We start from the raw sequence: 20,787 nt of genomic DNA, 5'->3' as shown, positions 1-20,787 counted from the left end.
CGCGGCTGCAATTTGCAACGGGAATGTCGCGTGCCCTAATCCGGGTTACGGTCGGAGCGACTTTGGCGTATGGCGGTGAGATCAAGAAAAGGCACCTGTGGCATGGCGAAGAAACCCACAAAGACACCCTCTGGCAAAAACACGTCCGGGCGCGGGCAGCGCGATCTCAAGGTCAAGGTCAAGACAGCGCGCGGGCGCAAGCTGTCCTCGACGCTCTGGTTGCAGCGGCAGTTGAACGATCCCTACGTCAAGCGGGCGAAAGAAGAGGGCTATCGCGGGCGCGCGGCCTTCAAGATCCTTGAGACCGATGACAAGTACCGCTTTCTCGTGCCCGGCGCGCGGGTTGTCGATCTGGGCTGCGCGCCGGGGGGCTGGTGTCAGGTGGCGGTGCCGCGCGTGAACGCGCTTGGCGAAAAGCCCGGCAAGGCAAAGGGTTTTGTGCTGGGCGTCGATTTACAGGTGGTGGATCAGATCCCCGGTGCCGAACTGCATGTGCTGGATTTCATGGAGGACGGCGCCGACGACAAGGTCAAGGCGTGGCTGGGCGGCAAGGCCGATGTGGTCATGTCGGACATGGCGGCGGCCTCATCGGGACACAAACAGACGGATCACCTGCGCATCATCGCGCTGTGCGAGGCGGCGGCCCATCTGGCGTTTGACGTGCTCGAAGAGGGCGGGACCTTTGTTGCCAAGGTGTTGCAGGGGGGGGCCGAAGGCACGCTTCAGGCCGAACTGAAACGCCGCTTTGAAAAGGTCTCAAACTTCAAGCCAGGTGCGAGCCGCGCCGATTCAAGCGAAAAATTCGTTGTCGCCACGGGGTTTCGCGGCTGAGAGAGGCGATGGCGGTATTTTGCAGGCGGGTGATATCGCTCGCGCTGAGCGGCGCATCGGTCTGGCCCGTCGGGCGCGGGTCCTCAGAGGGCAGGGCCTCTTGCCGATAAAGATCGAACAGCCGCGCATGCCGCGACTTGCGCAGCGGCGCAGGGTCCGGGTTGGGGTCTCTCATGGTGGCCTTTCGTCTGGCAGCGGCCGTGACCGGGCAGAGAGTCCGATCAGTGGTTCCTGTCTTGCCGTGTTTGGCACGCCAAAACAAGGGGAAGAGGCGCATTTGAGGGATTGACCCGCGCTGCCGTTCCCGTCTGGATGGGGGCAAATCGGAGGGTGCGACATGACGGTGATCCTGTGTTACGGCGACAGTAATACCCATGGGACCTGTCCCTTGCCCGCGCCCGGAGTCGACCTGCGGCACCCGCCGGGCGACCGCTGGCCCGACGTGATGGCGGCGGCCCTTGGGTCCGGGTATCGGGTCATCGACGAAGGTCTGCCGGGGCGCACAACCGTGCATGACGACATGGTCGAGGGGGGAATGCGCAACGGTGCGACGGTTCTGCCTGCGGTGCTGCACAGCCACAAACCCATCGACCTGATGATCCTGATGCTGGGCACCAATGACCTCAAGACCCGGTTTTCCGTCAGCGCATGGGAGATCGCCCGGTCGGTCGAACGGCTGGCGCTGATGGCCCGCGCCGAGGGCGTGGTGCGTGACATTCTGCTGGTCGCTCCTGCGCCGGTGCGTGAGATCGGCAGTCTGGCAGAGGTCTTTGCCGGGGCCGAGGCGCGGCAGCGCGGGCTTGACGGCTTTATCGCCGCCGCCGCTGAAAGACAGGGCTTTGGCTTTGTCCGCGCGGGGGCGCATGTTGCGGTCTCCTCACAGGACGGCGTGCATTGGGACCCAGAAGACCACCACCGATTTGGGGCGGCACTGGCACAAGACGTGGCGGAGCGGCTGGCGTGAGGCACCTGATGGCCGCGCTGCTGCTGGCGGGCTGCGCGGCGGCCCCCGCGATGAACAAACTGCCCTTGCGCAATCCCACTGCGCCCGTCGCCTCGCAGACGGATGCCACGCTGGGACGGCTTGCCGGTGACTGGCAGGTCGTGCAGGCGGCAGGGATCGCGCCGGGGGGGCGGGTGCGCTTTGGCGCGGATCAGGCGGTGTTGGCAGGGCAGGCGGTGCCATTGTCGGATCAGGGGCGCGGGCGGATGTTGTTGGGGGGCACCCCCGTCTGGGTCTACTGGATCGACGCCGACAACCGGACCGCCGCCCTTGGCGACCCGGACGGGCGGCGCGTGTGGATCATGGACCGCACCGGCCGCCCCGGAGAGCGGCTGCGCATCGCCCGTGAGATCCTTGAATGGTATGGCTATGACCTGTCCCGGCTGACACCGGCATGAGGCGTGTTCTGATCACCGCAGGCGCTGCCGGTCTGGGGCGCGCCATGGCCGAGGGGTTTGTTGCGCGCGGCGACCGTGTGGCGGTCTGCGACATCGACGCAAAGGCCGTGGCAGAGTTCCGCACAGCGCATCCGCAGGCTATTGCCGAGACCGTGGATGTTACCGATGAGGCCGGCATGGCGCGCTTTCTGAGCCGCGTCGAAGCGGCGTTTGATGGCATCGACGTGGTTTGCGCCAATGCGGGTACGGGTGGCCCCGCAGGCCGGATTGAAACGCTGGAGGTCGACGCGTGGCGGGCCTGCATCGACGTGAACCTGACCGGGGCCTTTCTGACCTGTCGCTGGGCGGCGCGCGTTATGCGGGCGCAAAAGAGCGGGGTGATCGTGCTGACCAGTTCGACCGCCGGGCTGTTCGGATATCCTTTGCGTGCGCCTTATGCGGCCGCGAAATGGGCCATCGTGGGACTGACCAAGACGCTGGCCATGGAACTGGGTCCCGAGGGCGTGCGCGTCAATGCGATCTGTCCGGGCGCTGTCGAAGGGGACCGGATGGACCGGGTTGTGGCAATGGAAAGCGCGGCCTCGGGCCTGTCCGAAGACGCGGTACGTGCGCAATACGTCAAGGGCGTCTCGCTGCGCAGTTGGGTCACGGCGGAAGAGGTGGCCGACACCGTCCTCTGGCTCGCCTCGCCCGGCGCGCGCAAGATCTCCGGGCAGATCATCGCAATCGACGGACATACCGAAACGCTGGTGACGTGACGGGTTCTGCATGGTCAAATGCGCTTTCTGCCGGGTGCGCAGGGGTGTTGACTGCAATCTGGGCGCGAAACTGACGCGACAAAGGAGACGGGCAGATGGCAAGACGGGCAGCGATCATCGGGGGTGGTGTCATCGGCGGCGGATGGGCCGCGCGTTTCGCGCTGATGGGGTGGGACGTGCGGGTCTTTGACCCGGATCCCGAGGCCGCGCGCAAGATCGGTGAGGTCATGGCCGGGGCGGCCCGCGCGCTGCCGATGCTCTACGAGGTGCCGATGCCAGCGCAAGGCGCGATCAGCTTTCACGCCACGGTGGCAGAGGCCGTCGAGGGGGCCGCGTACATTCAGGAAAGCGTGCCGGAGCGGCTGGACCTGAAACAGAAGGTCTACGCCGAGATCCAGTCATCGGCCTCCGAAAGCGCGGTTCTGGCCTCGTCCACCAGCGGTTTCAAACCGTCAGAGTTGCAGGAGGGCGCGGCAAGGCCCGGCCAGATCATGGTCGCGCATCCGTTCAACCCGGTCTATCTGCTGCCGCTGGTCGAACTGGTGCCGGGGCCGGGGGGCGCGCCGGAAACTGTCGATGCGGCGCGCAAGATCCTGACCGAAATCGGGATGTTCCCGCTGCATGTGCGCGCCGAAATCGACGCGCATATCGCCGATCGGTTCCTTGAGGCGGTCTGGCGCGAGGCGCTGTGGCTGGTCAAGGACGGCATCGCCACAACTGAGGAAATCGACAACGCGATCCGCTATGGCTTTGGCCTTCGCTGGGCGCAGATGGGCTTGTTCGAGACCTATCGCGTCGCTGGCGGAGAGGCCGGAATGCGGCATTTCATGGCCCAGTTTGGTCCGGCGCTGCAATGGCCATGGACCAAGCTGATGGATGTGCCAGAGTTCACTGACGATCTGGTGGACCTGATCGCCGGGCAATCGGATGCGCAATCCGGGCATCTGTCGATCCGCCAGCTGGAACGCCTGCGCGACGACAATCTCGTGGCGATCCTGCGCGCGCTCAAGGGGCAAGAGGCAGGCGCGGGCAAGCTGATCCGCGACCATGATGCCATGATGCGCGTCCCATTGCAGGAGGCCGTGCCGCTGGTCACGGTGCGCCGCATCGTGCCGGTGGATTGGACCGATGTGAACGGCCACATGAATGAGGGGCGGTACGGGCAGGTCTTTTCCGATGCCTCTGAGGAACTGATGACCCATGTCGGTGCCGACCGGGCCTATATCGACGCGGGAAACAGCTATTTCACCGCTGAGACCAACGTGAAGTATCTGGCGGAAACTCTTGCCGGAGAGGCGTTTTTTGTCGAAACAAAGGTACTGTTGGGGGAGGGCAAGAAACTGCGCCTCTGGCATGAGATGAAGCGGGCGGAGGATGGCGAGGTGCTGGCCACCTGCGATCAGTTCCTGCTACACGTGTCTCTGGACACGCGGCGGAGTTGCCCGCCTTTGGATCACGTCCGCGCACAGGTCGAACGGCTTGCCCGGATGCACGCGGAGGCATGAGGGACTGTCCCTCACAGGCCCCCGAATAGTTTGACCAAGTAGAAGACAGGGGATTCCATGGAACCGCGGCGCTTTCTGACCGAATTGTTCGAAGAGGCCGTCGCGGCGGCCGATCCGCAAAAGGCGCTGAAGGATGTGCTGCCGGACCGGCCCAAAGGGCGGACCGTGGTTGTGGCTCTTGGCAAAGGGGCCGCGCAACTGGCAGCGGCGTTTGAGACCCTGTGGGATGCGCCGGTCGAGGGCGTGGTGGTCACGCGTTATGGCTATGCCGCGCCCTGTCGGCATCTGCCGGTGATCGAGGCGTCGCATCCGGTGCCTGACGCCGCCGGGATGCGTGCAAGTGCGGCGGTGATGCAGGCGGTGTCCGGTCTGACGGCGGATGATCTGGTGGTCGCGCTGGTCTGTGGCGGCGGCTCTGCGCTGTTGCCCGCCCCGCCAAAGGGTTTGACGTTGGAGGATGAGCAGGCGCTGAACCGGGCGCTTTTGGCCTCTGGCGCGCCGATCGGCGTGATGAATGCGATCCGCAAACATGTGAGCACGATCAAGGGCGGGCGGCTGGCGGCGGCGGCCCATCCGGCGCGCGTTGTGTCGCTGGTGGTGTCGGACGTGCCCGGAGACGATCCGGCGCAGGTGGCCTCGGGGCCGACGGTGCCGGACAAGGTCACGCGCCTTGATGCGCTGGCGATGATAGAAGCGCGAAATATCAAATTACCAGAACGGATTATGGCGTATATCTCAAGTGAAGACTGCGCCGCGCCTTTGCCCTCTGACCCGGTGTTTGCCCACAATGAGGTGCGGGTTGTGGCCTCGGCCCGTCTGTCGCTGGAAGCGGCGGCGGCGCGGGCAGAGTCGCAGGGGATCGCCGCCGCGATCCTGTCGGACGCCATCGAGGGTGAGGCGCATGACGTGGGCCGGGTCCATGCCGCCTTGGCGCGCGAGGTGGCTTTGCGCGCGCGGCCATTCACGGCACCCGTGGTGATCCTGTCCGGCGGTGAGACAACCGTGACCCTTGGCGCGAAACCGGGGCGCGGAGGCCGCAACACCGCCTTTCTGATGGGGCTGGCTGAGGGGGTGGAGGGCCTTTCGGGGGTGACCGCTCTGGCTGCCGATACCGATGGCATCGACGGCACCGAAGACAACGCCGGGGCCTTTGTCGACGGCAGCAGTTTCGACCGGATACGCGGGTTGGGGCACGACCCGATGGGGTTTGTCCAAAGGCAAGACCCTTACAGCGCGTTTGAGGTGCTTGGGGATATCTATGCGCCCGGACCAACCGGAACAAACGTGAATGATTTCAGAGCTATACTTATCAAACCTCAGGTGTAGTCATAGCCCAGTAGGGCCTCTGTCGGCAGGTCCAGATTTTCCCAAAGCAGGGCAAGATCAAACTCTGAAAGCGTCTCTGGCGTGGTCGGACGAGCCTCCACCGCAGATAGAAATTTCGACCCAAGGCGTTTGTGTACCGGTCGCAACCCGCCCGTTCGGGCGGGCAGGTCCAGTCCCGCGTGCAACGCGTCAAGAAAAGCCTCAGGCGCGGCCTGCACCGCCTCCATCCGGCACAGGACGACGGTGCAGCCGCGTCGGTGATAGGACAGCAGGCCTTGCAGTTTGGCGCGCCGAAGGGCGAAGAGATTGGGAAAGGCCTGCCCGGTGATCGGGTGGCGGTCGTGTTGCAGGGGCTGCCCCTGTCCTCCCAACGCGGCGACCTGCGGAAAATAGCGTTTGCGGTCGGCCACCGTGCGCCATGGCGCGCGGATGAACTCGGCAAAGGGCAGGCTCTGCATGTCGGGCGGACAGTGCCAGGGTTTGGCATGCATCGACAGCGCCCAACTGCGGGCATCGCGCAGGGTGCAGATCACCGCCAGATCCTCGGGGATGGCAGTCATCGACGGAAACCCGTGTTTCCAGCCGAAATCCTCAACCGGCTGGAGCGGTGAATTGCGCCCCAGCAGGCGTTTGATGAAATTGGTCCCCGAAGACCGTTCCCCAAAGACCTGAAAGCGGCGCGGCGGGCCATGGGGCCGGGTTATCTGCCAGCCGATGTCGCGAAACTCTGGGTCGATCATGGGGGTGCCCGCCTGTTTTTCAGCAGGTTAGCGGCAAGGCTGTCAAAATGCGATTCCCCGAATGAACCGTCTGGGGTAGTCTGGCGGCAAAACAACAGGCGAAGAGGCCAGAGCAGATGCAATCGGTTGCGGCGGCGCTGACCATGGTGCGCGGGGACGCCTTCTTTTTGAAGGCATGGCTGCGCCACTATGGCGAAACTCTGGGACGAGAGAACTGCTATATCGTCAACCATGGCCGTGGCGAGGATGTCGATGAACTGGCAGAAGGGTGCAATATCATCGGGATACCCGGTGATCCTCACCCAAATTTCGACATGAAACGCTGGCGTATGCTGAACAATCTCGTGCAGGGGCTGCGCTGTTATTACACCCATGTGGTGGTTGGCGACGTGGACGAACTGGTGGTGGTTGACCCGGCGCATGGCGGGTCATTGCTGGACTACCTGCGAGAGGTGCGGCCCAAGCGGGTTCTGACGCCGCTGGGTCTGGAGGTGATCCACAGGACCGACATCGAGACGTCAGAGATCAGCGGCCCGATCCTTGGTCCCCGGCGGCACGTCCGGTTGGCCCCGCATTATTCCAAACCCTGCGTGATCAGTCACGGGGTTAAGATCGCGCGCGGCGGCCATTTCACCCAGTTCGAGCATCTGATTGCGCCCGACGAGCTGTATTTGTTTCACTTAAAGTTCTGCGATTTCTACACCTACGTGGCCACCATGAATGCGCGCAATCAGGTTACGGCAGAGGTGGGGACCGGCATTCAGGACACCGCCATCGGACGGCACTGGTTTGCCGAGGCACGCGGTGAGGACCGCGAGGTGTTCGATGGGTTTGCACGGCTACCGATGCAAGACGGGTTTGACCTGTCATGGGTCCGACGGCGCATGAAACGCAGTTGGGCCCCGCGCGGCGAGACGGGGTTTTACGCCTTCAAGCGACCGGACTACGACGGGCAATACGTGCTGCCGGACCGGTTTACGGGTCTGATCTGACCGGGGTTAACCGCGCGAGGAGGTAAAGCGGATCTGGTCGATGTTGAGACCGGGGATCACCTCGCCGACAATCTCACCGGCCTTGGACAGAAAGCCCTGTGAATGGCCGTCAAGCAGGTCATATCCCAGCAACCAGATGGTTTCCGGCGTGTAGAACATGGCAAAAGCCAGCGCCGCGCCAAGGACATAGGCCCGCCCGTTCTTGCGTCCCACACCAGCGGTCAGGGCGGTCCGGACAACCTGAACCGTCAGCATGACCAGCGTCGCGGCCAAGGCGGCGGTCAGCACCGAAAGGATCAGGTGGTGGATGTCCGGGGTCAGCCCTTGCTGGCGCAGTACAGCTTCGATCCGGTCGCGGTTGGTGCCGATCGCGGCGGCGGTATAGGCGGCCCCGAACCCCAGCAGCGCCGCTGTCACCACTTTCGGCTGGGCGCGGTATCGGTTGGGCAGCCCGCCGAATTGTGCGGTGGGGTCGATAAGCTGAACCCGTCGGCAGAAGTCACCGTGGTCTTGCTTGCGAAAGGCGGAGGGGCGATAGGGCATTGTCATGCCCAAATCGTTAACGCGGGAATGGGGCGGGATTCGCGGCGAATTGTGGCCAGAACCGGGTTTTTATCCACAATACAATTCGCATGCGACGCATGGTGGCGCGCCTTCCGCCAAGGCCCGCCACGTGACTGCCAGCGACACGCCGACGGCCCCGCCCGCCGGGTTTATCGGATCGCTTGCAGGATACGCGCCCAGCTGCGGATACCTTTGTGAAAGCTCTCGACGTCGTATTTCTCGTTCGGAGAGTGGATCTGGTCGTCGTCCTTGCCCCAGCCGACCAGCATCGAATCCATGCCCAGTATGGATTTAAAATACCCCGCAACCGGGATCGACCCGCCGCAGCCGGTAAAAGCGGCGTCATGGCCCCATTCCGCCCCCAGCACGCTGCGGGCGGATTCGAAGGCCGGATGGGTTGTCTGCATCTGGCTGGCGGGAGAGGCACCGTGGCCGTGGAAATCGACGGTGACATCCTCGGGCAGTTGCGCGCGCACCCAAGCGCGGAAATGTTCGCGAATCGCGTGCGGGTCCTGCTGGCCGACAAGGCGAAAGCTGACCTTGGCCGAGGCCTTGGAGGGCAGCACGGTCTTGAACCCGTCGCCGGTATAGCCGCCGATGATGCCGTTGACCTCGGCGGTGGGGCGCGACCAGATCATTTCCAGCGCCGAACGGTCCTGCTCACCGGCGGGTTTTGACAGGCCCACGTCACCCAGAAAGGTGCCGTGATCGAAATTCAGTGCGTCCCACTGCGCCTTGATGTCGTCCGACAGGTCAGGGACGCCATCGTAAAACTGCGGCACCTGAATGCGCCCGGTGACGTCATGCAGGTTGCCAAGAATCCTGCAAAGGACGGTGATCGGGTTCCGCGCCGCGCCGCCGTACATGCCCGAGTGCAGATCCTTGTCCGGGCCGGTCAGGGTGATTTCCTCACCCAGAAGCCCGCGCAACTGGGTGATGATCGACGGCACCCGGCTCTCAAACAGGCCGGTGTCGCAGATCAGCGCAAGATCGGCCTTCAGTTCGTCCTTGTTGGCCTCAAGGAAAGGGATCAACGACGGCGAGCCTGATTCCTCTTCGCCTTCGAAGAAAAAGGTGATGCGGCAGGGCATGGTGCCGTGAACGGTTTTCCACGCCCGGCAGGCCTCGACAAAGCTCATCAACTGGCCCTTGTCGTCCGATGCACCGCGACCGCGGATCACCTTGCCCTTGGGCGTCTCCTCGATTTGCGGGTCAAACGGGTCACGGTCCCACAGGGTCAGCGGATCGACCGGCTGCACATCATAGTGCCCGTAAAACAGCACATGCGGGCCGTCGCCATCGACATGACCGACAACCATCGGATGGCCGGGGGTCGGACGTGCCTCGGCCTTGATGCCAAGGCTTTGCAGATCGGAGACCAGCCAGTCGGCGGCCTGCTGGCATTTGTCGGCATAGGCCGGATCGGTCGAGATCGACGGGATGCGCAGCAGCGCCATCAACCGGTCGAGCGCTGCGGGCAGGTCGGAATCGATCTGGGAAAGGGTGGCGTCGAGGGACATGAGACTCTCCTGCTGGATTTCACGCGGACCCTAGCAGAGGGCAGGGCGCTGTCCAGCCGGTCGGCTCAGAGCGCGACCAGTGGGGCCGCCGCCAGAACCTCGCCCGTGGGCGCGCCGGTGGGCGAGCCGCCCGGCGGCTCGTCCGAGACCGCCAGTGCCGCGCCGGTCAGTTGCGCGGCAAGGGCGGGCGTCAGCGCGATACGGGTGCTGTCCGCCTCTGGCAGAACCCCCAGCGACACCGGCGCGGGCGCGCCATCGGCGATCAGCCAAAGCTCCAGCGCGCGACCGGGACGCGGCCCGCCTTCGAGGCGTGCAAGCACCAGTTCGGCCCCTGTGATCGTCGCATTCATCCGCAATGTGCCATCGGCAGAGGCGATTTGCGCCTCGAACTCCGGGCCCCGCAACAGCGTTGGCAGCGGCGAGATGACCAGCAGGGCCGCAACCGTGGCCAGCCCAAGCCCGGTGCCCAGCCACCAGCGCCGCGCCGGTGACGCGGGCGCGCCGCCGATCGAATCCATCAAGGCGCGTCTGGTCCGCCGCGACGGCGTCATGTCGCCCAGTTCATCGGTCATGGACGCAAACCGCGCCTCCCAGTCCCGCACCCGGACGGCAAAGCCGGGGTCGTCGATGACGCGGCGGTCCATGGCGCGTTCGATATCCGGGGACAGCAGGCGCAGCACGTATTCGGCGGCCATCAGGTCGTCGTCTTCGGGCATTTCTGGCAGATCGGCGCTCATCGGGACATGCACTCCCTGAGGCTTTGCAAACTGCGGCGCAGCCATGTTCGCATGGTGTTCAGCGGCACGTCAAACCGCGTGGCGAGATCGGTGTAGCTCGCCCCTTCCAGATAGGCGCCGCGCACCGCATTGGCGCGCTCACCGGGCAGCTCGCCAAGGCAGGCGACGATCCGACGGCTTTCCGAGGCGGCGATGGTCGAGGCCTCCGGTCCGGGCCGGGTGTCGGGCAGCACATCGGTTTCGGATCCGTCCTTGCCGGTCTGCGCCTTTTGCCGCGCCCGCAGGCGGTCGATGGCGATGTTGCGCGCGACGGTGATCAGCCAGGTCATCGGGCTGTGGCCGGTCACCGCATAGCGATCGGCCTTGTTCCACACCCGCAGGAACACCTCTTGCAGGGTGTCCTCTGCCTCGTGGCGGTCCTTCAGCACCGAATGACACACGGCCAGCAGCTTGCCGCTGGTTGCATCGTAGAGCGCGCCAAACGCGGCCCGGTCGCGCAACGCGGTACGCGCTATCAGTGTCTCTATGTCGCCACGGGTTGTCATGCGCACTCCGGTCTGCAAGGACAGAGATACTAGTGCCACCTCCCGCCGAGGCAATGCAATCATGTTTCCGATATACGTCATTTCGTTTCGCCAAGTGGCCCGTTCCCGGATATCCTTTGATTCAGATCAAGGATGCGACGCTTGGTCCGGCCCTAAACGGTAGACAGATTGGTCCGTGGGCTTTAGGTATTCATGAACTTGAATAAGCTGTGCCCGCAGCACCGGCCCCGGCACAAGGGCCGTAAGTAGAAGGAGGAGCCCGGTGGATTACACCGCGAAACTGGATGACGCCCTTAATCGTCTGCATGAGGAAGGCCGTTACCGCACCTTCATCGACATTGAACGTAAGAACGGCCAGTTCCCGCACGCCTCCTGGCGCAAGCCTGACGGCAGCGAAGAACCGATCACCGTCTGGTGTGGCAATGATTATCTGGGCATGGGTCAGCATCCGGTTGTCCTGTCCGCCATGCATGAGGCGATCGACGCCACCGGTGCAGGGTCCGGCGGGACGCGCAACATCTCGGGCACAACGGTTTATCACAAGCGTTTGGAGGCCGAACTGGCCGACCTGCATGGCAAGGAGGCGGCGCTGCTGTTCACCTCTGCCTATATCGCCAATGATGCGACGCTCAGCACTCTGCCCAAGCTTTTTCCCGGTCTGATCATCTATTCGGATGAGTTGAACCATGCCTCGATGATCGAGGGCATCCGCCGCAACGGTGGCGCAAAGCGAATCTTCAAGCACAACGATCTGACCGATCTGCGCGCCAAGCTGGAGGCCGACGACCCCGCCGCGCCCAAGCTGATCGCCTTCGAATCGATCTATTCGATGGACGGCGACTTTGGCCCGATCAAGGAACTCTGCGACCTGGCCGATGAATTCGGCGCGCTGACCTATATCGACGAGGTGCACGCGGTCGGCATGTACGGGCCACGCGGGGCAGGGGTGGCGGAACGCGACCGCCTGATGCACCGCATCGACATCATCAACGGCACACTGGCCAAGGCGTATGGCGTGATGGGCGGCTACATCGCGGCCTCGGAAAAGATGTGTGACGCGGTGCGCTCCTACGCGCCCGGTTTCATCTTTTCGACTTCGCTGGCCCCGGCACTGGCTGCGGGCGCAACCGCCTCTGTCGCGCATCTCAAGCGGGACCAGTCGCTGCGCGAACAACACCAGACACAGGCAAAGATCCTCAAGACCCGGCTCAAGGGGCTGGGCATGCCGATCATCGATCACGGCAGTCACATCGTGCCGGTCATCGTCGGCGATCCGGTCCACACCAAGAAACTGTCGGACATGTTGCTTGAGGGCTATGGCATCTACGTGCAGCCGATCAACTTCCCCACTGTGCCGCGCGGGACAGAGCGGCTGCGGTTTACGCCGTCTCCGGTGCACGGTCCGAAGGAAATGGACCGTCTTGTTCACGCAATGGATGAGCTTTGGAGCCACTGTGCGCTGAATCGCGCTGAAATGGCCGGCTAAACCCCGCGTATTCCTGTCAAACGGCTTGAGATGTGTTACCCTTACAGCAATAACCGGGTTGCGCGAATCGTGCTGCCTGGACCGGGCAGGCACATAAAGATGGGTAAGATGGGGCAGTCTCGCTATGATTGGGCGAAAATCCCAGCACCGTGACGACAGTGGCGATGGGGCATCGCCGCAAAGCTTTGACGACTTCAAGTTGAAGCTGGGTGACGTCATGCGGGGCGAACGGGCGACTATGGGTAAGTCGCTGCTTGACGTCCAGCGTGAGCTGCGGATCAAGGCCAGCTATATTGCGGCCATTGAAAACTGTGACCCCTCTGCCTTTGATACGCCCGGCTTCATCGCTGGATATGTCCGCTCTTACGCACGGTATCTGGGGATGGACCCGGATGAGGCGTTTGCGCATTTCTGCGCCGAAAGCGGGTTCTCCGTCGCGCATGGCATGTCACAAGAGGCGTCTGTCGTGCGCAAGCCGCGCACGCAAGAGCCGCGCCCGCGCGCCCGCGATTCCATTGCCGAACCCCGGATGCCTTTCGCCCCGGCAGGCGACAGCCTGCTGTCGCGGGTCGAACCCGGCGCGCTTGGCTCGTCGCTGGTGTTGCTGGCGCTGATTGGCGGCATCGGGTATGGCGGCTACCGCGTCCTGCAAGAAGTGCAGCGCGTTCAGGTGACGCCGGTCGATCAAACCCCGATCGTGTTGAGCGAACTTGACCCGCTACAGGCGGCCATTGCCCCCAGCGCGCGGGCCGAGGACGATGACCCGCAGCTTGCCGGTGTCTTCACCCCACCCACCACCGAAGCATTTGACCGCCTCTACCGTCCGCAGGCGCTGGATGTGCCGGTTCTGGTCGCGCGCGATGCGCCGATCTCGACACTGGACCCGGAGCGCGTCGGCCTCTTTGCCCGAAACGGCCGTCCGGCCCTGCCGTCGGTACAGGACAGTTCATTGGCCGCCGCCGCGCTGGCGCAGCGTCTGGTGGCCGAGGGGGTCATCCCCGACACCGCGACACCTGCCGCGCCGCTGGCCGCGCCCAAGGGCGTCACCGTGGTTGCCGTGCGCCCCGCTTGGGTCGAAGTGCGGGATGAAACCGGCGGTGTGCTGATCTCGCGCGTGCTGAACGCCGGCGACACCTTTGCCGTGCCGCGCAACGCGGTGAACCCACGTATTCGCGTCGGCGAATCCGGCGCGGTCTATTTCTCTGTCAACGGGCAGACCTTTGGCCCCGCAGGCACCCCCGGACGCGTCACCAGCAAGATTTCACTGGCGGCGGCAGACGTGGTGGACCGCTACGATGTGGCGAACACCGCGAAAGACCGTGACCTGATGGCGGTGCTGACGGACCTCAACATGGCCGCACCGCAGGCGGCCCCGGCGCAACAACTGGCCAGTGTCACGCCAGTTGAGATCGAGCCAGTGCACCGCGCAGCGCAGACGCCGATCCTGACCGAACTCGCGCGCAATATTCCTTCGGTGCCGCCGGTGGCCCGTCCGGACAGCATTGCGCTGGCGGCTGTGTTGGCCGAGGCGCCCGCGCCGGTTGCGCCCGCGGCGATCCCGGTCGCCCCGCCTGTCGCCGTGGCCGAACCGGCGGCCCCGATCCTGACCGCCGACCCGGTTCCGGCACCGCAGCTGACCATTCCGCGCGTCACCGCAGAACCCGCGCCGGGCATCACCGTTGTCGCGGTGGCCGAAACATGGGTCGAAGTGACGTCTCCTTCGGGTAAGAAGCTGCTGGCGCGCCTGCTGAAACCGGGCGACAGCTATGAGGTGCCGCAGACCGAACAGGCCGCGACGATCTTTTCCGGCAACGCAGGTGGCGTGTTCTTTGCGGTCAACGGCCAGACCTATGGCCCTTACGGACAAAGCGGGCAGTTTGGCCGCGATCTCGCGCTGTCGGCCGAGGCGATCCAGCAAAAGCTGGAAGTGGCCGACCTGACCCAGAATCGGACCCTTGCCAAGGTGGTGGCCGAACTTCAGCTTCAGGGCCAGTGATCCGGCGAAATGCGCTCGGATCACGGGTGGTCTGAGCACGCGCGAATGACTATGTTCCCGGCGAACGCAAGCTAACACAGGACAGAGCGCATGAGCCTCAACCACGTCCGACCGTGGCGGAATATCTATCGTCGCAAGTCGCGCCAGATCATGGTCGGCACTGTGCCGGTCGGCGGCGACGCTCCGATCACCGTCCAGACCATGACCAACACGGTCACCACCGATATTCCCGGCACCATCGCGCAGGTGCAGGCCGCGGCGGAGGCGGGGGCCGACATCGTGCGGATTTCCGTCCCGGATCAGGAGTCGTCCCGCGCGCTGCGCGAGATCGTGCGCGAAAGCCCGGTGCCCATCGTGGCCGACATCCATTTCCACTACAAACGCGGGATCGAGGCCGCCGAGGCCGGGGCCGCCTGCCTGCGGATCAATCCCGGCAACATCGGCAGTCAGGACCGCGTGCGCGAGGTCATCAAGGCGGCGCGCGACCACAACTGTTCCATCCGGATCGGTGTAAATGCGGGCAGTTTGGAAAAGCACCTGCTGGACAAATACGGTGAGCCGTGCCCCGATGCGATGGTCGAAAGCGGTCTGGATCACATCAAGATCCTGCAAGACAACGATTTTCACGCGTTCAAGATCAGTTGCAAAGCCTCTGACGTGTTTATGGCCGCCGCCGCCTATCAGCAACTCGCGGACCAGACCGACGCGCCGATCCACCTTGGCATCACAGAGGCGGGCGGGCTGACATCGGGCACGATCAAATCCGCCATTGGTCTTGGCAACCTGCTGTGGATGGGCATTGGCGACACGATCCGCGTGTCGCTGTCGGCGGACCCGGTCGAAGAGGTCAAGGTCGGCTACGAGATCCTGAAGTCTCTGGGCCTGCGCCATCGCGGCGTCAATATCATCTCTTGCCCGTCCTGCGCGCGGCAGGGGTTTGACGTGATCAAGACGGTCGAGACGCTGGAAAAACGGCTGGAGCACATCAAGACTCCGATGAGCCTGTCAATCATCGGCTGCGTCGTGAACGGCCCCGGTGAGGCGCTGATGACCGATGTCGGCTTTACCGGCGGTGGCGCGGGCAGCGGCATGGTCTATCTGGCGGGCAAGGCCAGCCACAAGATGTCGAACGACCAGATGGTCGAGCATATCGTGGAAGAAGTCGAAAAACGCGCCGCGGTGATAGATGCCGAAGAGGCCGCCGCAACCGAGGCGGCGGAATAGCGGTCAGTCAGCGGCCTCGATAATATAGCGTTCGAGGACAAAGGCGGGCATGTGCCCCCGGATCATCCGGTCACGCATGACGTAGGACGGCAGCACGTCCAGACCCAGCGCCGCCATCGTGGCGGCGTTTTCCGGGTCGGTCGTCTCCAGCAGGGTGACGCGAATTCCCAGATCCTGCGAAATCTGCTTAAGCTCCGCCAGTGCGGCGTCGCAGTCGGGGCAGTCCGGCCCAATGAACAGGGCAAGGACCGGCCCGCCCGCTGGACCAAATCCGGGGCTTGCGGGGTCGAACAGGGTGTCTTGACGGGCAATACCGGCAAGATCGGCCTGCTTTTCATCGCTGTACAGATCAAGCGGCGCGGCAGGTGTTTGCAGCGCGTGGATGCGCCCGAGAAAGTCGGCCTTCAGGCCACCGTCGGACGCGGGCAATGGACCGGCGTCGGCAGCCAGACGAGCGGCACCTGAAAATAGCGCGACGGCTGCAACCAGCCATCGCGCCATACCGGATATCATTGCGCCTCGCGGACCTCATCGACGATCTGGCGCATGGTCGGCAGCGGCGCGTAACCGCGCACCATCTGGTCGCCAAAGACAAAGCTGGGCGTGCCATTGATGTTCATCGCCAGCGCCAGTTCCCGCGTCTCGGTGATGCGGCGGGTAACCTCTTCGCTGTCCATCTCGGCCATGATGGCGTCCGCATCCAGAGACAGCGTCTCGGCGATGCGGCGCAGTGGACCGTTGCCGGGGTTGCCTTCAAGAGTGATCAGCGCGTCATGAACAGACTTGTAGGCCTCTTCCCCCGCGACGATCAGGGTGGCGATGGCAAAGCGCGACGACACCACCGATGCCTCCCCCAAAATCGGGAATTCCTTGACGATATAGCGGATGTTGCCGTCAGATTCGATCAGTTCCGTCACCTCGGGGTGGGCGCGGCGGCAGAACCCGCAGCGGTAGTCGGAGAACTCGATGACCGTCACGTCGCCTTCGGGGTTGCCGCCGACCCATGAAAACCCGTCGTCCAGCAGGCGCGCCATGTTGTCTGCGACCAGCGTGTCGTCCTGAGCGGTCTGCGCGGCCTTTTCGCGTTCCTCCAGAACGGCGACGGCCTCCATGATGACCTGCGGGTTTTCCAGCAGATAGGCGCGCACTTCTGCGCCAAACGCCGTCTTTTGTTCCGGTGTCATGTTGGCGAAATCGAACGGGCCTGCGTCCTGCGCCAGCGCCATGGGGGCGGTGAACAGACAGAAGGCGGCAGCGGAACTGCTCAGGAAAGACTTGGAAAGGAACATGGGAACTCCCGTAAAAAGTTGGGTTATCGGTTTATTTGGCCTGTTGGGCGGCACTTATCACATCCTGTGCCCGTTGCCACGGGGCAGAGCCACGCGGCAGCGTGGCAAGGGCGCGTTCGGCGTGCAGCTTGGCGTCTTCCAGACGGCCCTGAAGGGCATAGCGTTCGGCGGTCGAGATCGAGGCCATGCCATTTTGCCCGGTCTTGGCATAGGCAACCGCCAGATCGCGCAACAGGCGCGCATCGGTGAAATCGCGCCCGCGCGCGGCCTCCAGCGCGCTGAGCGCCTGTTTTGGCTGACCGGCGGCCAGCAGCGCGCGCCCCAGCCCGCCCAGGATCAGCGGTTCTCGCGGGGCACGGCTGGCGGCGGCCTGATAGACCTGCACCGCGGCCCCGAACTGGCGCGATTCCAGCAGGATCTGGCCTTTGAGTTCCAGCAGGTAGGGGTCGTTGGGGCGCAGGGCGATGGCGCGGTCGATGGCGCTGAGGGATTTCTTGAGGTTGGATTGCCGGTGATAGGCCACCGCCTCGCGCATGTAGGCGATGTCCTGACTGCCGCTGTCCTTGAGCCGCCGCAGCGTCCATGACGGCGCGCGCTTGAAGGCGCTCAGCTTGCCCTGCGCGCGCTTGAACCAGTATTGCGATGTGGCATCGCGGCCCGGTGTCTTGGTGCCTGCCACCAGTCCCTCAAGGGCGCGCAGTCGGTCGCGGGTCAACGGATGCGTGCGCATGTAGGGGTCTTGCCGCCCGACCGACAGGGCCTCTTGTCCGCGAAACAGCTTTTGCACCTCCAGCGCGCCGCGCGGATCGACCCCGGCGCGCGACATGAACCGCACGGATGAGATGTCGGCGGCGGATTCCTCGGCGCGGGTGTGGGAAAAGAACAGCCGCATGGCAGAGCCTTGGCTTCCCAGCGCCACACCTGCGGCGGCCTGTTTGTTGGCCCCGGCGGCGGCGGCGGCGGCGGCCAGAGCCATGCCGATCCCGGCGGCGGTGCGCGCCGCGCGCAGATTGCCAAGGCGACGAGAGATATGGCCGTTAGAGATATGCGCCGCTTCATGCGCAATGACCGCCTGCAACGCCTCGGCGCTGTCCAGCTTCATGATCAGGCCGGAGTGCAGAAAGATATGCTGGGTATCGACCACAAAGGCGTTCAGCGACCCGTCGTCGATCACGATGATGTCGACCTGTTGCGGACTGAGACCGGCGGCGCTGAGGATCGGCGCGCCCAACTGGCGCAGGGCATATTCGATATCGGCATCGCGCAACAGCGTGGTCGCGGCCTGCACCGGAGCGGCGGCCATCATGCTCAATGCCGTTGCCAGTGCGATCAACCGGGGCAGGATCTGTTTGCGGATCATTGACGGGCTGCTCCTTGCGCTCGTAAGCCGTGTTGGCGACACAGTAGAGAGGCTCACATGCGAAGTTCAAGGCGCGGCGCGGTCGATCCCTTCATCGTGATGGACGTGATGGAGGCCGCACGGCAGGCCGAAGCGGCCGGTCGGCGCATCATCCACATGGAGGTGGGCCAGCCGGGAACGCCCGCGCCGGCGGCCGCACGGGCTGCACTTGCGCAGGCGATGGAGCAGGACGCGCTTGGCTATACCGTGGCGCTTGGCCTGCCCGCGCTGCGGGCGCGGATCGCGAAACTCTATGCCCAGTGGTACGGGGTCGATCTGGACCCGGCCCGCGTGGTGGTCACTCCGGGGTCTTCGGGCGGTTTCATTCTGGCCTTCACGGCGCTCTTTGACGCCGGTGAGCGCGTGGCGCTGGGGGCACCGGGCTATCCCTCTTACCGGCAGATCCTCAAGGCGCTGGACCTTGTGCCGGTCGAGGTGCAGACCTCGGCGGAAAATCGCCTGCAACCGACGCCCGAAGACCTTGCCGGGATCGCCTATGAGGGCCTGTTGGTGGCCAGCCCGGCGAATCCCACCGGGACCATGCTGGACAAGCCCGCCCTGTCGGCGCTGATCGGCGCGGCGCAGGCGCGCGGGGCGGCCTTCCTGTCGGATGAGATTTATCACGGCATCGAATACGACAAACGCGCTGTGACCGCGCTGGAGGTCAGCGACGATGTCATCGTGATCAATTCGTTCTCCAAGTTCTTTTCCATGACCGGATGGCGCGTCGGCTGGCTGGTGGTGCCCGATGACATGGTCCGTCAGGTCGAACGGCTGGCGCAGAACCTGTTCATCTGTCCGCCCCACGCGGCGCAGGTCGCGGCCTTGGCGGCGCTGGACGCGCAGGAGGAACTGGAGGGCAATCTGGCCGTCTACGCCCGCAACCGCGCGCTGATGATGGACGGGCTGCCAAAGGCGGGGTTTGACCGGATCGCGCCGCCGGACGGGGCCTTTTACGTCTATGCCGATGTCAGCCATCTGACCGACGACAGCCGCGCGTTTGCCGGTGAAATCCTTGAGCAGGCCGGGGTGGCGGTGACGCCGGGGCTGGATTTCGATCCGGTGCGGGGCGGCGGCACGCTGCGGTTTTCCTATGCGCGGGCGACCGCCGATATCGAAGAGGGGCTGGCACGGTTAAAGGCGTTTATGCTGGCGCGCGGGTAACTGGCGCGTGCGTCGCCCTGCGGTGCCTGCTAGATTACGCCCAAACCACCGGAACCGGGGCATATGAGCAGATTTCTTTCCTTTGTGATGGCGCTGAGCCTTTGGGTCGGTGCCGTGTCGGCGCAGGATGTGGGTCTTGCCCGCCTGATGGGGGGCCAGATCGAGGATCGCCGTTTTGGCGTCACCGACCTGCAACTGGACCTGTCGCAGGGCGTGCCGTGGCGGCTGTTTACCCTGACCGATCCGGACCGGCTGGTGCTGGATTTCGCCGAAGTGGACTGGCAGGGGGCCGACCCCGAGGCGATCAACCAAAGCGACCGGATCGCGGTGCTGCGCATGGGGGTGTTCCGGCCCGGCTGGTCGCGGCTGGTGGCCGAACTGGCAGAGCCGATGGCGGTGGACCGGGCCGAGATGCGCGTGGCACCTGACGGGGCCTGGGCGAAACTGGTCCTGAGCCTGACCTCTACCGACGCCGAGAGTTTTGCCGCCGCCGCCGGTCAGCCCGCCGATCCGGTCTGGGTGCGGACCCGGCCCAAGGCGCGGCGCGTGACCCCCGATCCTGACCGCCCGCTGACCATCGTGCTGGATCCCGGCCATGGCGGGATCGACCCCGGCGCCCGGCGCGATGGCATCAGCGAGGCGGATCTGATGCTTCTTTTCGCGCAGGAACTGCGTGAAATGCTGCTGCGGGCCGGGGACTACCGGGTGCTGCTGACCCGGCAGGACGATCAGTTTGTCTCACTGGAGGGGCGGGTGAAATTTGCCCATGACGCGGGTGCCGACCTGTTCATCTCGTTGCACGCCGACGCCTTGTCCGAGGGCGTGGCGCATGGGGCGGCGATCTATACGCTGGCGGAAGAGGCCTCGGACGCGGCCTCGGCGGCGCTGGCGGAACGGCACGACCGGGACGACCTGCTGGCGGGGCTGGACCTGTCGGGCACCGATGACCGGGTGGCGCAGATCCTTATGGACCTCGCGCGGCTGGACAACACGCCGCGCAGTCAGGCGCTGGCGCGTCACATCGTCGACGGGATCGAAACCTCACTGGGCCACGTCCACAAGGACCCGCTGCGTCAGGCGGCGTTTTCGGTGCTGAAATCCGCCGACATCCCCTCGGTCCTGCTGGAACTGGGATTCCTGTCGACCCAGGCCGACCTGCGCAATCTGCAAGACCCGGCGTGGCGGGCTGGCATGGCGGCGGGCATCCGCGACGGGCTTGCCGCGTGGCTGGTCGAGGACGCGGCGCTGTCGCGGCTGCGGCGGCAATAGGCAAACCCTTGCCCCTATGGCAAAACCCCGCGCGGTTGTGT

At 64.8% G+C, this 20,787-nt stretch carries 20 protein-coding genes; 12 read left to right on the top strand and 8 right to left on the bottom strand.

Going from position 1 to position 20,787, the window contains the following annotated elements; all coding sequences use genetic code 11:
- Nucleotides 1-102 precede the first annotated feature (102 nt).
- From ACN0S5_RS17115 to ACN0S5_RS17090, 6 genes are all read left to right on the top strand, one after another.
- Complete coding sequence (locus ACN0S5_RS17115; RefSeq protein WP_417209957.1) at nucleotides 103-831, top strand: RlmE family RNA methyltransferase; 729 nt, start codon at nucleotides 103-105, stop codon at nucleotides 829-831.
- A 337-nt stretch (nucleotides 832-1,168) separates the two neighbouring features.
- On the top strand, nucleotides 1,169-1,795 hold the full coding sequence (locus tag ACN0S5_RS17110) for an SGNH/GDSL hydrolase family protein (RefSeq protein WP_417209956.1): 627 nt from the start codon (nucleotides 1,169-1,171) through the stop codon (nucleotides 1,793-1,795).
- Nucleotides 1,792-2,232: a lipocalin family protein gene (locus ACN0S5_RS17105; protein ID WP_417209955.1), complete on the top strand. Its 441-nt coding sequence runs from the start codon at nucleotides 1,792-1,794 to the stop codon at nucleotides 2,230-2,232. Before ACN0S5_RS17110 ends, ACN0S5_RS17105 begins: the two co-directional genes overlap by 4 nt.
- Nucleotides 2,229-2,990 (top strand): SDR family oxidoreductase, encoded by a 762-nt coding sequence (locus tag ACN0S5_RS17100; protein ID WP_417209954.1) that lies wholly within the window; start codon nucleotides 2,229-2,231, stop codon nucleotides 2,988-2,990. The genes ACN0S5_RS17105 and ACN0S5_RS17100 overlap by 4 nt, the downstream gene beginning before the upstream one ends.
- A 95-nt stretch (nucleotides 2,991-3,085) precedes the next feature.
- A complete protein-coding gene (locus ACN0S5_RS17095) occupies nucleotides 3,086-4,495 on the top strand; it encodes a carnitine 3-dehydrogenase (RefSeq protein ID WP_417209953.1) in 1,410 nt (469 codons plus the stop codon).
- A 57-nt stretch (nucleotides 4,496-4,552) separates the two neighbouring features.
- Nucleotides 4,553-5,821, top strand: coding sequence for a glycerate kinase type-2 family protein (locus ACN0S5_RS17090; RefSeq protein ID WP_417209952.1), 1,269 nt, complete (start codon nucleotides 4,553-4,555; stop codon nucleotides 5,819-5,821).
- On the opposite strand, the gene ACN0S5_RS17085 is transcribed toward ACN0S5_RS17090, so the two are convergent.
- A complete protein-coding gene (locus ACN0S5_RS17085; protein ID WP_417209951.1) occupies nucleotides 5,812-6,561 on the bottom strand; it encodes a hypothetical protein in 750 nt (249 codons plus the stop codon). The two genes, ACN0S5_RS17090 and ACN0S5_RS17085, sit on opposite strands and share 10 nt — an antisense overlap.
- A gap of 116 nt (nucleotides 6,562-6,677) precedes the next feature.
- Here ACN0S5_RS17085 and ACN0S5_RS17080 point away from each other — a divergent pair, with 116 nt between their 5' ends.
- Nucleotides 6,678-7,553, top strand: coding sequence for a glycosyltransferase family 2 protein (locus ACN0S5_RS17080; protein WP_417209950.1), 876 nt, complete (start codon nucleotides 6,678-6,680; stop codon nucleotides 7,551-7,553).
- A gap of 6 nt (nucleotides 7,554-7,559) precedes the next feature.
- On the opposite strand, the gene ACN0S5_RS17075 is transcribed toward ACN0S5_RS17080, so the two are convergent.
- The 4 genes from ACN0S5_RS17075 to ACN0S5_RS17060 form a co-directional block, all read right to left on the bottom strand.
- Complete coding sequence (locus ACN0S5_RS17075) at nucleotides 7,560-8,102, bottom strand: hypothetical protein (protein WP_417209949.1); 543 nt, start codon at nucleotides 8,100-8,102, stop codon at nucleotides 7,560-7,562.
- A gap of 164 nt (nucleotides 8,103-8,266) precedes the next feature.
- Nucleotides 8,267-9,637, bottom strand: coding sequence for a M20/M25/M40 family metallo-hydrolase (locus tag ACN0S5_RS17070; RefSeq protein ID WP_417209948.1), 1,371 nt, complete (start codon nucleotides 9,635-9,637; stop codon nucleotides 8,267-8,269).
- A gap of 65 nt (nucleotides 9,638-9,702) precedes the next feature.
- Nucleotides 9,703-10,374 (bottom strand): anti-sigma factor domain-containing protein, encoded by a 672-nt coding sequence (locus ACN0S5_RS17065; RefSeq protein ID WP_417209947.1) that lies wholly within the window; start codon nucleotides 10,372-10,374, stop codon nucleotides 9,703-9,705.
- On the bottom strand, nucleotides 10,371-10,919 hold the full coding sequence (locus ACN0S5_RS17060) for a sigma-70 family RNA polymerase sigma factor (protein ID WP_417209946.1): 549 nt from the start codon (nucleotides 10,917-10,919) through the stop codon (nucleotides 10,371-10,373). Before ACN0S5_RS17060 ends, ACN0S5_RS17065 begins: the two co-directional genes overlap by 4 nt.
- 262 nt (nucleotides 10,920-11,181) lie before the next feature.
- Here ACN0S5_RS17060 and hemA point away from each other — a divergent pair, with 262 nt between their 5' ends.
- The 3 genes from hemA to ispG all read left to right on the top strand — a co-directional run bounded on the left by hemA (nucleotide 11,182) and on the right by ispG (nucleotide 15,625).
- A complete protein-coding gene (hemA, locus tag ACN0S5_RS17055) occupies nucleotides 11,182-12,405 on the top strand; it encodes a 5-aminolevulinate synthase (protein WP_417209945.1) in 1,224 nt (407 codons plus the stop codon).
- Nucleotides 12,406-12,529: 124 nt separating this feature from the next.
- Nucleotides 12,530-14,401, top strand: a complete 1,872-nt coding sequence (locus ACN0S5_RS17050) for a helix-turn-helix domain-containing protein (RefSeq protein WP_417209944.1) — start codon at nucleotides 12,530-12,532, stop codon at nucleotides 14,399-14,401.
- Between the two features lie 90 nt (nucleotides 14,402-14,491).
- Nucleotides 14,492-15,625 (top strand): flavodoxin-dependent (E)-4-hydroxy-3-methylbut-2-enyl-diphosphate synthase, encoded by a 1,134-nt coding sequence (gene ispG / locus ACN0S5_RS17045; RefSeq protein WP_417209943.1) that lies wholly within the window; start codon nucleotides 14,492-14,494, stop codon nucleotides 15,623-15,625.
- A gap of 3 nt (nucleotides 15,626-15,628) precedes the next feature.
- Here the strand turns inward: ispG and ACN0S5_RS17040 are convergent, their stop codons facing one another.
- Genes ACN0S5_RS17040 through ACN0S5_RS17030 form a run of 3 tightly spaced genes read right to left on the bottom strand, consistent with a single transcriptional unit; the run spans nucleotide 15,629 to nucleotide 18,274 of the window.
- Entirely contained in the window at nucleotides 15,629-16,126 is a 498-nt protein-coding gene (locus ACN0S5_RS17040) for a hypothetical protein (RefSeq protein WP_417209942.1), read from the bottom strand.
- An 8-nt stretch (nucleotides 16,127-16,134) separates the two neighbouring features.
- On the bottom strand, nucleotides 16,135-16,914 hold the full coding sequence (locus tag ACN0S5_RS17035; protein ID WP_417209941.1) for a DsbA family protein: 780 nt from the start codon (nucleotides 16,912-16,914) through the stop codon (nucleotides 16,135-16,137).
- A 31-nt stretch (nucleotides 16,915-16,945) separates the two neighbouring features.
- Nucleotides 16,946-18,274 (bottom strand): M48 family metalloprotease, encoded by a 1,329-nt coding sequence (locus tag ACN0S5_RS17030; protein ID WP_417209940.1) that lies wholly within the window; start codon nucleotides 18,272-18,274, stop codon nucleotides 16,946-16,948.
- A 57-nt stretch (nucleotides 18,275-18,331) separates the two neighbouring features.
- On the opposite strand from ACN0S5_RS17030, the gene ACN0S5_RS17025 reads away from it, so the two are divergent.
- Together ACN0S5_RS17025 and ACN0S5_RS17020 are read left to right on the top strand one after the other, a co-directional pair.
- Entirely contained in the window at nucleotides 18,332-19,477 is a 1,146-nt protein-coding gene (locus ACN0S5_RS17025; protein ID WP_417209939.1) for a pyridoxal phosphate-dependent aminotransferase, read from the top strand.
- Between the two features lie 63 nt (nucleotides 19,478-19,540).
- On the top strand, nucleotides 19,541-20,746 hold the full coding sequence (locus ACN0S5_RS17020) for an N-acetylmuramoyl-L-alanine amidase (protein WP_417209938.1): 1,206 nt from the start codon (nucleotides 19,541-19,543) through the stop codon (nucleotides 20,744-20,746).
- Nucleotides 20,747-20,787: the final 41 nt, after the last annotated feature.

The organism is Antarctobacter sp. (assembly GCF_048262615.1).
Lineage (GTDB): Bacteria > Pseudomonadota > Alphaproteobacteria > Rhodobacterales > Rhodobacteraceae > Antarctobacter.
The sequence above is the reverse complement of the archived record's forward strand: the minus strand, read 5'-3'. Positions and strand labels throughout refer to the sequence as shown.